Below are 12,158 nucleotides of genomic sequence, written 5' to 3'. Positions count from 1 at the left end.
CCGCCTGCCGCCTGCTGCCTGCCGGCTGCCGACGGGCGGCGGGCGGCGGGTCAGCGGGGGCCGAGGAAGAGGGTCTGGGTACTGCGGCCCAGCGGGCCCTTCTCGTCGAAGAGTTCCGATTCGGCCAGGCCGATACCGTGCGGCTGGGGGTGGGTCACCGCGTCGAGGCAGACCCATTCCCCGGCCGGCTGGCGGTGCAGGGTGACCGTCAGGTCCGTGTTGATGAACAGGTACTGATTCCAGTCCAGGACCGAACTCACGCCGTTGCCGGAATCGGCTGCCGCGAGGGTGCGTTCCAGCGGGCTCGGTGTCGTGCCGGCGACGATCGGGTACCGGAGCCGGATCCAGCAGACCGCCGGCCCGGGTTCGGCGAACGTGCCCGAGACGAAGCGGTATTCGATTCCGGTGTGGAAGCCCACCTGCTGTGTCGAGGGGAATGCTTCCGGCTCGGGCGCCCGGTCCGGTCCGGGGCGGGCACCGGTGGGCCGGAAGCGCTCGGGTAGGTCCAGTTCCGGGTCGGCCAGTTTGAAGCGCCACGCGTTCGCGCGCATGACCGGCCCGCGGTCGGTGGAGAGGGTGGCCTCGATCATTTCGACACTGCGGCCGGGGCGGACCAGGCGGGCCTCCGCGGTGAGCGGTGCCAGCGGTACCGGGCCCAGGATTTCCACCGCGACCCGGCCCACCTGGAAACCCGGCCGCGGTTCGCAGCGTTCGATCACGTGGCCGAGCAGGGCGGACGGGGGACCGGCGTGCTGGGCGTCGGGTGACCACGGGCCGCGGGTCAGTTCGGTGGATTCGAACCGCCGCGGGTCCGCCGGATCGGGGAGGTAGAAGGCCTCGTGCACGTCGGTGTCCGTTTCTTCCGGTCGGCGATCGCCGTCTGATGGGGACTGTGACACGACCGTACCGATGTCTCACCGGCGATCGGCGGGCGGCGTGCCGGTCCGGGTGAAAATGCGGAGTGACCTGGCGTACATGCTTGCATACAAGCTTGTATCTATGGGCTAGAGTGGCGGCGTGCGGAAATCATCGGATGACTTGGGTGACATGGGTGTGAGCGCGGCCGACCGCGCCTATCGGCTCACCAAGGAACTCGTTCTCTCCGGCGAATTGCCGGGCGGTCACCTCTTCAGTGAGACCGAGATCGCCGGCCGGCTGGGACTGAGCCGGACCCCGGTACGGGAGGCATTCGTCCGCTTGCAGGCCGAGGAACTGCTGACCCTGGTGCCGAAGCGCGGTGCGATCGTCGCGCCGGTGCCGCCGGGGGAAGCCGAGGATGTACTGGACGCCCGCGAAGCGGTGGAAACCGCCGCGGTCCGCCGGCTGCTCCGTACCCCTGCCCGCGTCTCCGTCGCGGCCGCGGAGCTGCGCGCGGCGCTCGCGGTGCAGCGCGAACGGGCCGAACGCGACGATCTGCACGCCTTCGCCGAGGCCGACGAACGGTTCCACCGCACCCTGGTGGAGGCCGGCGGCAACGCCCTGCTGATCCGCTTCTATACGGGTCTCGCCGACCGGCAGCGCCGCATGAACGTCGCGGCGCTGGGGCCGGCCCCCGGCCATATCCCCGTCATCCTGCGCGAGCATGCCGAACTGATCGAGATCATCGAATCGGGTGACGCGGCCACGTTCGCCACCGCGCTCCGAGCGCATCTGGACGGGACGCACCGGCGATGAGAAACGGTTCCTGGCACGCGGCGGTGGCCGCGATCTTCGTCTGCGCCTGGGGCGGTAACCAGTTCACGCCGCTACTGGTGATGTACCGCGACGCCGGTTACTCGCCGCTGGTGGTGAACGCGTTGCTCGGCGCCTATGTCCTCGGCCTGGTTCCCGGTCTGCTGACCTCGGGTGCGCTGGCCGCCCGTTTCGGCCGCCGGCCGGTGGCCGTGGCCGGTGTCCTCGCGTCGATGCTGGCCAGCCTGTTGCTCGCGACCGGAGCGGCCGGGGTCGGCTGGATCGCCGCGGGGCGGTTGGTCACCGGGTTCGGGGTCGCGGTGGCGATGGCGGTGGGCACCACCTGGGTCACCGAACTCTCCGTCCGGGCGGGCGCGCCGGCGGCCACCGGTGCCCGGCGGGCCGCGCTGTGGATGACTCTCGGGTTCGTGTTCGGGGCCGGTGTGGCGGGTCTGCTCGCCCAGTGGGGCCCGGCGCCGATGGTGTCGCCCTATCTCGTCCACGCAGCGCTGGCGCTCGCGGTGCTGCCGCTGGTGTGGCGGGCCCCGGAGACGGGCGGCGCCGGTCTCCGTGCCGGTCACGGCTTCTCGGGATTGCGCCATCCGCGGTTCCGGCGGGTGATCCTGCCGATGGCGCCGTGGATCTTCGGCTCGGCCGGGGTGGCCTACGCGATCATGCCGCAGCTCGTCGGCGATCGGGTCGGCGAATGGGGGTTGCTCTACGCGACCGCGATCACCGTCGCCACCCTGGCCGTCGGTGTGCTCGTCCAGCCGTTCGCCAAACGGCTGGACCGGACCACCAGCGCGCGGGCCGTCGTGGTCTCGATGTCGCTGGTGCCCGCCGGGCTCGGCGTGAGTATTCTCGCCGCCGCCGTGCGCTCGCCGGTGCTCGCGTTCGCCGCCGCGCTCTCCCTCGGGTGCGGCTACGGTATCGCGCTGGTCTCCGGTCTGCTCGAACTCCAGCGTTTCGCCGATCCCGGGGAACTCGCCGCGCTGACCGGCGCCTACTACGCCCTGGCCTATCTGGGCTTCCTGCTGCCGTCGCTGCTCAGTCTGCTCGAGCCGCTGGCCGGATATCCCGTGCTGCTCGGTGGATTGGTTGTGGTGGCGCTGACCGGCACCGCGGTGATCGCCCGGCATTCCCGGTCCTACCTACCGATTACCGAGCCGGCCGACCGGCAGCTCGTCCGCACCGGATAGCGGCACGGGCCGGGTTCGCGCATGGCCCGGCAGGTGTTCACCGGCCGAATGCTTTGAGGAAGGTCGCCACTGCGGCGTGGGTGAGGGCGTGGAGTTCGGGGTCGGGGACCGGGTTGGTGCCGAGTCGAAGCAGGCCGTCGGCAGGACCAGCGAGCAGCGCGGCGAACTGGGCAGCCGCGATATCGGGATCGTCGATGTCGAGTACGCCGGCCAGCGATAACCGTGCGAGCCGGTCGGCCAGGGCCGCGGTAGCCCGGCGGGAAACCTCGGTCACGAGGTCGACCAGATCCGGAAACTGCGCGGCTTCTGCGCAGACCAAGCGTCGCAACGCGCGCGATTCCTCGGTGCAATAGCAGTGGACCAGCTGGAGCCCGACCTGCGTCAATCGGGTAGCCGGATCGCCACCGGGGGACGCCAGCTGTTCGATCGCGGCCAGGTTGCCCGCGAGCGCGGTCTCCGAAAGCGACTGCACTGCTTGGCGAAACAAGCACTCCTTGTCGCCGAAGTGATGGTAGACGGTGGCCTTGGCGACCTTGGCCTCGGCAGCGATGTCATCCACCCGGGCCTGGGCGTATCCCACGCGCGCGAACACGGTGAACGCCGCGGCCATGATGGCCTGCCGTTTGTCGATACGGCCACGCGGCGGCTCCTGCCGGGACGAAGGAGGTTGCGACGCGCTCATCGGCTCATTGTAATCCCTGGGCCAGATAGTTGAACTTGCCGGTCTACTGAATCAGACCATAAGATCTAGACTTACCAGTCTAGTTTACTAGACTGAATAGTTCGATCAGGAGGTAAGGGATATGAAGACGGTTGTGATCACCGGCGGGACCGATGGCATGGGAAAGGCGCTCGCGCTGACCTACCTGCGCCGCGGCGACCGGGTAGTCATCATCGGCACCAGCGCATCCAAGGGGCAGGCGGTCCTGGATGCCGCCGGCGCGTTCGGTGCCGGTGCGCGTATAGAGTTCATCCGGGCGGATCTGAGCCTGGTGACGGAGAACCGGCGGGTGATCGAGCAGCTCGCGGCGACCTATCCGGTCGTCGACGCGCTCGTGCTCGGCGCGCGGTATTACCGCGCCGCCCGGTTCGTCACGTCCGAAGGCTTCGAAGCCAATTTCGCGTTGTTCTACTTGAGCAGATACCTGTTCGGGCACGGCCTGGTGAATCGGATGGAACCGGCCGACGCACCGGCGATCCTCGACCTGGCCGGTCCCGGTGGCGACCTTTCCGGGATACGTTGGGACGACTTACAGTTCGCTCACGCCTACGACCCCGATGCGGTCATGAGGCAGTGCGGGAAGTTGAGTGATCTTCTCGCGGTCGGCTTCACACGCCGCTACCCCGACAGCCGGATTCGATACATCATCCTGCATCCCGGGCTGACAGCGACCGGATTCACCGGGCAATACGATGCCGCCAGTGCCGAACTGGTCGCCGGCATGCGCGAGCGTGGTCAACCGGTGGAAGCCGCCCTCACCCGAATCCTCCGCCATCTCGATCACCCGCCGACTGCGCCGTTCAGCGCATTCATGCAAGACAATCCCATCGACGTCCACGGTGAGCCATTCGATCACGAAGCCGCCGACCGGCTGGCGCATCTGACCACGACCCTCCTGCGCGCGGCGAACATCAGCGGTACATGAAGGCGGCAGACCACGCCACCACCGTTATCCGATGAGCGTGAGGCGGCCGGAGCCGGGCGTCGCGCGAGGTGGTGGCCGCTCAGACCGGTTCGCCGAGCCGCCGGACCGAGAAGCGGTAGTCGGCCTGGCGCAGCAGTTCGTCCGGATCGTCGGTGGGTGGATAGATGAAGAGTTCGTTGACCTTTCGCTTGCGGGCCTTGGCGGTATCGCCGGTGGCGACCACCCGGCGCTCCCAGCCGTTGGTGAACACCGCCCCCGCCGAGCCCAGATCGAGGCAGGTGACGTAGGGGGTCGCGGAGAACGGCGCGGCGGGTAGGCCCAGGGCATTGGCGGCCGCATTGTGGCCGGCGTATTTGCCCAGTTGCAGGGCGTGCTGGCAGCACTGCAGCACGCGGTGACCCGGTTCGGCCTCGGCGGCGGCGGTGTCGCCGGCCGCGTAGACGCCCGGTACGCCGGCGACCTGGAGGTTCGCGTCGACCTCGAGCCGGCCCAGCCGGTCGTGGGTGCCGGGGACCGCGGCGGTGAGCGGCCCGGCCTGCACCCCGGCCGTCCAGATCACTGTGCGGGCCGGGAGATAGGTGCCATCGGAGAGCGTGGCACCTTCCGGGTCCACCGCGGACAGGCTCACGCCCAGGCGCTGCTCCACCCCGAGGGCATCGAGGGCGTCCAGGATCGGCTGCCGGGGTCCGGGGCCCAGCTCCGGGCCGACCGCATCGGACCGCTCCACCAGCACCACCCGTACCCGCTCGCCCGGTGCCCTGGCCGCGGCGAGTGCGCCGAGCCGATCCGCCAGTTCCGTGGCGGTTTCGAGGCCGGTGAAGCCGGCACCGACTACCACCACGGTGAATCGTCCCGCGCCCGCCGGGAGATCCGGGAGCCGGTTCAGGTGCGAGTCCAGTGCGGCTGCCGATCGGAGAGTGTCCACATCGTGGAGCAGTTCGGCGCCGGGCAGGCCGGGCCGGACCAGCGTACTTCCGGTGGCGAGAACGAGCCTGTCCCAGTCGATTTCCTCGGGGTCGCCGCCCGGCCCCGCCACCGTCACCGTGCGGCGGGCGGTATCGATCGCCGTGGCGGCGGCCGCGATCCGGCGCACGCCGACGGGGTCCAGGACCCGGTCCAGCGGAACCCGCATCCGGTCGGGTTCGGCCTGGTACAGGCGGGGCCGGATCACCAGATCGGCACCGGGTGAGATCAGCGTGACCGGTAGGTCGCGTCCGGCGTCACGGGCGAGCCGCACGGCCCCGGCGGCCGCCCACACTCCGGCGAAACCTCCGCCCACCACAACGATTCCGGACATGCTCTCCTCCTTGATGGATCCGCGTAATCGGGTACTTCTCGGCCCGGATCGGATTCTGTTGCCGGGTGTATGGGCGGGTCAGGGGCCGATCAGACCGCGCCGGGTGCGTTCGGCGGAGGTGACCGGCGCGGCGGCGGCGAGGTCGGCGATGGTCTGTGCGGCGAGTTCGCGCCGCCAGGCCAGTTCCGCCCGGCGCATCGCGACCGCGATACCGCAGGGCGCGGTGAATTCGGCGCCCGCGGTCTCCCCGCTGCGCCCGCGCTGCCTGATCTCGGTGCAGCGAAACGGGTCCACGCCGCCTTCGACGGCGGTCACCACCTCGAGCAGGGTGATCCGCTCCGGTGGGCGTGCCAGTCCGAATCCACCCCGCACGCCCGGGGCGGAGGTCAGGATCCCGGCCCGGACGAGGGTCTGGAGACGCTTCTTCAGGTACTCGGCCGGCAGATCGAACCAGGTGGCCAGCCGCGCGATCGAAACCGGCCACAGCTGTTCGGCCCAGGTCAGCGTGACACAGCAGTGCAGGCTCCATTCGACGCCCTCACCCATTTTCATAATGGGGATATTAAACATCCTGGTTTGTGGAGGCAAGTAGGCTGGCGGGTTCGGCCCGCGATTCGGGGGCCGAACTGGAGATTCGGTTCCGCCAAGCCGGACGGTTCGAGGCGTGGAATCGGGGAGGGACGAGTATGAGTGCCGAGATCCGTGAACTTGCCGAGGTCTGGGGCCCACCGACCTGCGTCGAACCGGTCCCGGCCGACCGGTTCGACGCCTTCCGCGGCGTCGTACCGGATCTGCTGCTGGAGTACTGGCGTGAATACGGTTTCGCGGGTTTCGGCGACGGTCTCTTCTGGCTCTGCGACCCGGCCGCCTGGCAACCCGCCGTCGATGCGTGGACCCGCAACCTCGATCTGCCCTTCGGCGACGACTGGATCGCGGTCACCCGCACGGCCTTCGGAACCCTCGACCTGTGGGGCCGGCGCACGGGTATGAGCCTGTCGATCTCGCCGCACAGCGGCTGGGTGATCCACCGGGACCGTTCGGAGCGGATGACCTCGCCGTTCGAACGGGATTCCCAGATCTACGCGGCACTGATGTCCGGGGGCCCGGAATCCGCCGATCTGACGGGCGACGACGAGGAGCCGCTGTTCGTGCGGCTACGTGACGCTCTCGGGCCGGTCGGGCCCGATGCGATGTACGGCTTCTTCCCCGCTCGCGCGCTGGGCGGCGCGCTGAGTCCCGACCACGCCGAGATCGTCGATGCCGAGGTGCATCTGGAGTTGCTCGCCGACCTCACCCCGCGCCGGGTCATGGATACCGACGACCTGGCCGCCCTGTTGCTCGGCAGGTGAGCGACAGGACAGCGGCCTCGGCCGACGGTGACTTTGCTCTGCGTGCACGAAGGCCGTCACCACAGTGCTCAATGGTGGTGTGAACCTCTACTGTTTCGGTACAGATGGCCGGTGGTGGAGGTGGCTGGACGGTGTTGGTTCACGACAGCGATTCGATCGCGCCCGAAGACCGCCTGGAGGCGATCAACGCCGTCTTCAACGACCGGGAGAGCCCACAGTCGGTCACGTATGCCGTATCGCGCCCTATCCGGCACCGGATGCATGTCGTGGATCTCGGGCCCGGGGTGCATGTGGTGCGCAACAGCGGCACCGGATTGCACATCGTGCGCAGCGCGCGGCATATCGCGCAAGGTGCGCCTGAGCAGTTCGCGCTGTTCATGCCGGTGCGGGGGGATGGTGTACTGGCCACACCCGGCAACACCGGACTCGTCCTGCCGGGGCAATTGAGTGTGCTGGACACCGCGCGGCCGTATACGTACCGGCAATCGGCCTCGGCCGAGAACAAGGTCGTGATCGTCGACCGGCAGGTGCTGGATCTACCCGCCGGAGTGCTGCGGGCCGCGGCTCCAGGATTACGCGGTAGTCCGGTGTATGCGCTGGTTCGAGCGCACTTCGCGCAACTCTGTGCTGTTCCCACCGAATTGCCGGAGACTGCGGCCGCGGAAATCGGCAGGGCCACGGCCGCGCTCATCCGCGCTCTGGTGACCACCGCCGCGGGCGACAGTCGCGGGCAGGCGGCGCTGCACGGAAGTCTCATCGAGCGGGTCACTCTCTACATCGAGGCCAATCTGCCCGATCCGCACCTGGATCCGCCGCGGATAGCCGACGCGCACAATATTTCCCTGCGCCAGTTGTACTACCGCTGGGCGGAGGCAGGGCGCGACCGGGGGATCGGTGAATGGATCATTCAGCGGCGTCTGGCCCGTGCCATGCGGCTGCTGGCAGGCACGGGCGATACGCCGATCGCGGAGGTAGCGCGCCGTTCGGGGTTCACGAACATCAGCCACTTCAACCGGCGCTTCCGGGCCGAATTCGGAACGACACCGAGGGCGTGGCGTATCGCAGAACGAGACGGGGAGGGGGTTGTTTCATGACGGTTGTCGCCGAATTCCCGGACGACGTGTTTTCCGGACGCGGCCCGGGCGAGACCGCCGGGCCGCGGCGCCGCCGGATCGGCATCCTGATCTTCGACGGTGTGAAGATGCTCGACTTCGCCGGCCCGGCCGAGGTCTTCGTCGAGGCCAACCAAACCCTGTCCGCCTATGATGTCGTCCTGCTGTCACCCGACGGGCGGCCGGTCCAGACCTCGATCGGTGTGCGAGTCGGGGTCACCTGTGCCGTCACCGATTCGGGTCGTTTCGACACCGTGGTGGTTCCCGGTAGCGAACTGTCCCCGGCCAAGTTCGTCACCGCCGACCTGCTCGCCGCGGCTCGTCACCTCGCCGGGCACACCCGTCGGCTCACCTCGATCTGTAGCGGCGCCTATGTACTGGCCCACCTCGGTCTGCTGGACGGTCGTCGGGCCACCACCCATTGGAAGTTCACCCGGGAACTCGCGCGCCGATTCCCCCGGATCCGAGTGGACTCCGACGCGATCTTCGTACGCGACGGGCTGGTCTACACCTCGGCCGGGGTCGCGGCGGGCATGGATCTGGCACTGGCGCTCGTCGAGGAGGACCACGGCGCCGATGTGGCGCGGCGGGTCGCGCAATCGCTGCTGGTGTACATGCAGCGGGCAGGTGGGCAGACCCAGTTCTCCGCGGCGCTGGCCGGCCCCACCCCGCGCAGTCCGCTGGTGCGGTCCGTGGTGGACCTGATCTGGACCGATCCGTCGTATCCGTACACGGTGCAGACCCTGGCGGCGCATGCGCGGGTCAGCCCCCGGCATCTGACGCGGCTTTTCCGGGAGGAACTGGGCAGCTCACCGGCAGAGTACGTCTCCGAGGTCAGATTCGCCTACGCGCGCGACAGGCTCGACGCCGGGCATACCGTCACCGAGGCGGCACTCCTCGCCGGTTACGGCAGCGGCGAAGCCATGCGCCGTGCCTTCGTGGCCAGGCTGGGCGTTTCACCGAAGAAGTATCAGCAGCGTTTCCGCACCACAGTGCGCGCCGAGGTCTGATCTCCGCAGGTCCGGCGATGTCCGGAAATCCGGCATTCTTGTCCGTCCGTGTGGGGCGGGATGCCGCGCTGCCACGAACACTGATCCTTGCGAATCGATTCGCGAATCTGCTCGAGACAAGGGATCCCATGGCAGGAAATCCACACGGTTTATCGCTCGAACCCGCCGCGCAGGCGTTCGTCGACGCGACCGCCGACCCGCCCTACCTGTATCAGCTGCCGCCGGAGGAAGGCCGTAAGACGGTCGACGCCGTCCAGGACAGTCCGATCGACAAGCCCGAGATCGGCGAGGAATGGATCACCGTCGCCGGCGGTCCCACCGGTTCGGTGCGGGCGCGCATCGTCACCCCGCCGGGCGTCGAGGGGCCGCTGCCGGTGATCCTCTACACCCATGGCGCGGGCTGGGTGTTCGGCGACGCCCACACCCACGATCGGCTGGTGCGCGATCTCGCGGTCGGTGCACGGGCCGCGGTGGTCTTCCCCGAATACGATCGATCGCCGGAGGCGCGGTATCCGGTTGCGAACGAACAGTCCTACCGGGTCGCTCGATGGGTTGTCGAGAGCGGTGCCGACAAGGGCCTCGACCCCACCCGCCTGGCGGTCGCCGGAGATTCGGTGGGTGGGAATATGGCCATCGCTGTGACCCTGATGGCCGCCGAACGCGGGGATCTGTCCTTCGCCGCGCAGGTGTTGTTCTATCCGGTCACCGACGCCGCCTTCGACACCGGGTCCTATGACGAATTCGCCGAGGGTTACTTCCTCACCCGCGAAGGTATGCGGTGGTTCTGGGATCAGTACACCATCGACCCCGTGGAACGGGCGCAGATCACGGTTTCCCCGCTGCGCGCCACCGCCGAGCAGCTCACCGGGCTGCCCCCCGCACTGGTGATCACCGCGGAAGCGGATGTCCTGCGCGACGAGGGTGAAGCCTTCGCCGCGAAACTGCGTGCGGCCGGGGTTCCGGTGACCGCGGTCCGCTATGGCGGGATCGTGCACGACTTCGTCATGCTCAACACCCTGCACGACACCCGGGCGGCGCGTGCCGCGGTGGCGCAGGCCGTCGCGTTCCTCGCCGATGCGCTGCACGGCCGGCAGAGATAGGAGTCCGTGGTGCGGATATCGAAATCATTGTCGGCGGCGCTGGGGGTGCTCGCCGTGGCGGCCGGGGTGGTGCTGTCCGGCGCACCCGCGCACGCGGCCGACCGGCCGACCGTAGTTCTCGTCCACGGGGCGTTCGCGGACACGACGAGCTGGGACGGTGTCGCCGCGGTGCTCCGCGACGCCGGATATCGGGTGGTCCTCCCGGACAACCCGTTACGCGGCCCGGCCTATGACGCCACGGCGGTCGAAGCCGCTCTCGACGGTATCGAGGGCCCGATCGTCCTGGTGGGGCACTCGTACGGCGGGACCGTGATCACCAATGTCGAGGACCCGGATGTCGAGGCGCTCGTCTACGTCGCCGCGTTCGCCCCCCAGCAGGGCGAACCCACCCAGCTCGCCCTGGATCCGATCCGGTTCCCGGGCAGCCGCCTGCTGCCGCCCGCACTGTCCGTGCACGCCTCGGGCAGCGGCGTGGAGGCCACGGTCGACCCCGCCCATTTCGCCGAGGTCTTCGCGCAGGACGTCGACCCCGCGACCGTCACATCGATGCTCGCGCATCAGCGGTCGCTGGCATTGACGGCGAATCTGGAGCCGTCCGGGCCCGCGTCGTGGTCCGGGACGCCGAGCTGGTATCTCGTCGCCGCCGACGACCGGGTCATCCCGCCCGCCTCGCAGCATTTCATGGCGAGGCGCATGGGTGCGGTCACCGCAGAGATCACCGGCTCGCATGCCGTTCTGGTCTCCCGGCCCAGAGAAGTGGCGGTCGTTATCGAACACGCCGCGCGCGGAGAGGACTCCTGATGACCGAAACCACCATTGATCCGCACACTCTCGAGCAGATCGCGCAGGCGAACGCCGGTGGCCGTACGCCGGTCGTCTTCGTCCACGGCCTGTGGCTACTGGCCTCGAGCTGGGATCGCTGGGCGGATCTGTTCGCCGGGGCGGGCTATGCCCCGATCACCGCCGGATGGCCCGATGATCCGGATACCGTGGCACAGGCCCGCGAACATCCGGAAGTGTTCGCCGACAAGACCGTCGGACAGGTCGCGGACCATATTGCGGAGGTCATTTCCCGGCTGGACCGCAAACCCGCTGTTATCGGCCATTCCTTCGGCGGTCTGCTCGCCCAGATCATCGCCGGCCGCGGTCTGTCGGTGGCGTCGGTGGCCATCGACGCGGCGCCGTTCCGCGGTGTATTGCCTTTGCCGATCAGTTCGCTGCGCGCGGCGGCGCCGGTGCTCACCCGTCCGGCCAATCGCCATCGCGCGGTTCCGCTGACCTACGAGCAGTTCCGGTACAGTTTCGCCAACGCGGTGAGCGAGGAGGAGGCCCGGCAGCTGTTCGATACGTTCGCGGTGGCGGCGCCCGGGGCACCGCTTTTCCAGGCCGCGGCGGCGAATCTCAATCCTTGGTCGGAGGCCGCCGTGGACACCGGCAATCCGGATCGCGGTCCGTTGCTGATCGTCTCCGGCGAGAAGGACAATACGGTTCCGCGGGCCATCTCGGAAGCCGCCTATCGCAGGCAGTTGGAGAATCCGGATATCACCGAATTCGTCGAGATCCCGGAACGCGGGCATGCTCTGACCATCGACAGTGGATGGCGGGACGTGGCGGAGGTCTGTCTGAAGTTCGTCACGCGGTTCGCCTGACCGCGGGCCCCGGGAATCCAGCTGCCCGGGGCCCTTCGGCAGGCCGCGTTGTCGGCGACCTCGGGCCTCGTCGAATCGCTTCTCGCGCTCGGTAACTCGTCGGCATGCCGGCGCCCATAGACTGG

13 protein-coding genes are annotated in these 12,158 nt (G+C 68.9%); 9 read left to right on the top strand and 4 right to left on the bottom strand.

Annotated elements, in window-relative coordinates; translation table 11 throughout:
* Positions 1–50: 50 nt before the first annotated feature.
* On the bottom strand, positions 51–845 hold the full coding sequence (locus AB0F41_RS07645) for a thioesterase family protein (protein WP_357421971.1): 795 nt from the start codon (positions 843–845) through the stop codon (positions 51–53).
* Between the two features lie 202 nt (positions 846–1,047).
* Between AB0F41_RS07645 and AB0F41_RS07640 the strand changes: the two genes are divergently transcribed.
* Together AB0F41_RS07640 and AB0F41_RS07635 are read left to right on the top strand one after the other, a co-directional pair.
* The gene (locus AB0F41_RS07640; protein WP_357422056.1) at positions 1,048–1,674 is read left to right on the top strand and encodes a GntR family transcriptional regulator; all 627 of its coding nucleotides are present in this window, start codon (positions 1,048–1,050) and stop codon (positions 1,672–1,674) included.
* Complete coding sequence (locus tag AB0F41_RS07635; RefSeq protein WP_357421970.1) at positions 1,671–2,870, top strand: MFS transporter; 1,200 nt, start codon at positions 1,671–1,673, stop codon at positions 2,868–2,870. The genes AB0F41_RS07640 and AB0F41_RS07635 overlap by 4 nt, the downstream gene beginning before the upstream one ends.
* Before the next feature lie 37 nt (positions 2,871–2,907).
* On the opposite strand, the gene AB0F41_RS07630 is transcribed toward AB0F41_RS07635, so the two are convergent.
* A complete protein-coding gene (locus AB0F41_RS07630; protein WP_357421969.1) occupies positions 2,908–3,552 on the bottom strand; it encodes a TetR/AcrR family transcriptional regulator in 645 nt (214 codons plus the stop codon).
* A gap of 133 nt (positions 3,553–3,685) precedes the next feature.
* Between AB0F41_RS07630 and AB0F41_RS07625 the strand changes: the two genes are divergently transcribed.
* Positions 3,686–4,516 carry an SDR family NAD(P)-dependent oxidoreductase gene (locus AB0F41_RS07625; protein ID WP_357421968.1) on the top strand — a complete coding sequence of 277 codons (831 nt, stop codon included), beginning with the start codon at positions 3,686–3,688 and terminating at the stop codon, positions 4,514–4,516.
* Between the two features lie 79 nt (positions 4,517–4,595).
* Here the strand turns inward: AB0F41_RS07625 and AB0F41_RS07620 are convergent, their stop codons facing one another.
* Together AB0F41_RS07620 and AB0F41_RS07615 are read right to left on the bottom strand one after the other, a co-directional pair.
* Positions 4,596–5,813, bottom strand: coding sequence for an FAD-dependent oxidoreductase (locus tag AB0F41_RS07620; protein ID WP_357421967.1), 1,218 nt, complete (start codon positions 5,811–5,813; stop codon positions 4,596–4,598).
* Positions 5,814–5,891: 78 nt separating this feature from the next.
* Complete coding sequence (locus AB0F41_RS07615) at positions 5,892–6,365, bottom strand: Rrf2 family transcriptional regulator (RefSeq protein WP_357421966.1); 474 nt, start codon at positions 6,363–6,365, stop codon at positions 5,892–5,894.
* Positions 6,366–6,499: 134 nt separating this feature from the next.
* On the opposite strand from AB0F41_RS07615, the gene AB0F41_RS07610 reads away from it, so the two are divergent.
* The 6 genes from AB0F41_RS07610 (at position 6,500) to AB0F41_RS07585 (ending at position 12,033) form a co-directional block, all read left to right on the top strand.
* Positions 6,500–7,162, top strand: a complete 663-nt coding sequence (locus tag AB0F41_RS07610; protein WP_357421965.1) for a GAD-like domain-containing protein — start codon at positions 6,500–6,502, stop codon at positions 7,160–7,162.
* A 131-nt stretch (positions 7,163–7,293) separates the two neighbouring features.
* Positions 7,294–8,256 carry an AraC family transcriptional regulator gene (locus AB0F41_RS07605; protein WP_357421963.1) on the top strand — a complete coding sequence of 321 codons (963 nt, stop codon included), beginning with the start codon at positions 7,294–7,296 and terminating at the stop codon, positions 8,254–8,256.
* A complete protein-coding gene (locus tag AB0F41_RS07600) occupies positions 8,253–9,284 on the top strand; it encodes a GlxA family transcriptional regulator (protein ID WP_357421961.1) in 1,032 nt (343 codons plus the stop codon). The genes AB0F41_RS07605 and AB0F41_RS07600 overlap by 4 nt, the downstream gene beginning before the upstream one ends.
* A gap of 128 nt (positions 9,285–9,412) precedes the next feature.
* Positions 9,413–10,384 (top strand): alpha/beta hydrolase, encoded by a 972-nt coding sequence (locus AB0F41_RS07595; RefSeq protein ID WP_357421960.1) that lies wholly within the window; start codon positions 9,413–9,415, stop codon positions 10,382–10,384.
* A 9-nt stretch (positions 10,385–10,393) separates the two neighbouring features.
* Positions 10,394–11,185, top strand: coding sequence for an alpha/beta hydrolase (locus tag AB0F41_RS07590; protein ID WP_357421958.1), 792 nt, complete (start codon positions 10,394–10,396; stop codon positions 11,183–11,185).
* Positions 11,185–12,033 (top strand): alpha/beta hydrolase, encoded by an 849-nt coding sequence (locus AB0F41_RS07585; protein ID WP_357421957.1) that lies wholly within the window; start codon positions 11,185–11,187, stop codon positions 12,031–12,033. The genes AB0F41_RS07590 and AB0F41_RS07585 overlap by 1 nt, the downstream gene beginning before the upstream one ends.
* Positions 12,034–12,158: the final 125 nt, after the last annotated feature.

It is taken from the genome of Nocardia sp. NPDC024068 (assembly GCF_040638875.1).
GTDB lineage: Bacteria > Actinomycetota > Actinomycetes > Mycobacteriales > Mycobacteriaceae > Nocardia.
Note: the sequence above shows the minus strand (reverse complement) of the source record. Positions and strands in the feature narration are given on the sequence as shown.

Excerpts from the sequence above, each read along its gene's own strand:
- AB0F41_RS07640 (WP_357422056.1), top strand. The coding sequence starts at position 1,048 with ATGGGTGTGAGCGCGGCCGACCGCGCCTATCGGCTCACCAAGGAACTC.
- AB0F41_RS07635 (WP_357421970.1), top strand. The coding sequence starts at position 1,671 with ATGAGAAACGGTTCCTGGCACGCGGCGGTGGCCGCGATCTTCGTCTGC.
- AB0F41_RS07630 (WP_357421969.1), bottom strand. The coding sequence starts at position 3,552 with ATGAGCGCGTCGCAACCTCCTTCGTCCCGGCAGGAGCCGCCGCGTGGC.
- AB0F41_RS07620 (WP_357421967.1), bottom strand. The coding sequence starts at position 5,813 with ATGTCCGGAATCGTTGTGGTGGGCGGAGGTTTCGCCGGAGTGTGGGCG.
- AB0F41_RS07615 (WP_357421966.1), bottom strand. The coding sequence starts at position 6,365 with ATGAAAATGGGTGAGGGCGTCGAATGGAGCCTGCACTGCTGTGTCACG.
- AB0F41_RS07610 (WP_357421965.1), top strand. The coding sequence starts at position 6,500 with ATGAGTGCCGAGATCCGTGAACTTGCCGAGGTCTGGGGCCCACCGACC.
- AB0F41_RS07600 (WP_357421961.1), top strand. The coding sequence starts at position 8,253 with ATGACGGTTGTCGCCGAATTCCCGGACGACGTGTTTTCCGGACGCGGC.
- AB0F41_RS07595 (WP_357421960.1), top strand. The coding sequence starts at position 9,413 with ATGGCAGGAAATCCACACGGTTTATCGCTCGAACCCGCCGCGCAGGCG.
- AB0F41_RS07585 (WP_357421957.1), top strand. The coding sequence starts at position 11,185 with ATGACCGAAACCACCATTGATCCGCACACTCTCGAGCAGATCGCGCAG.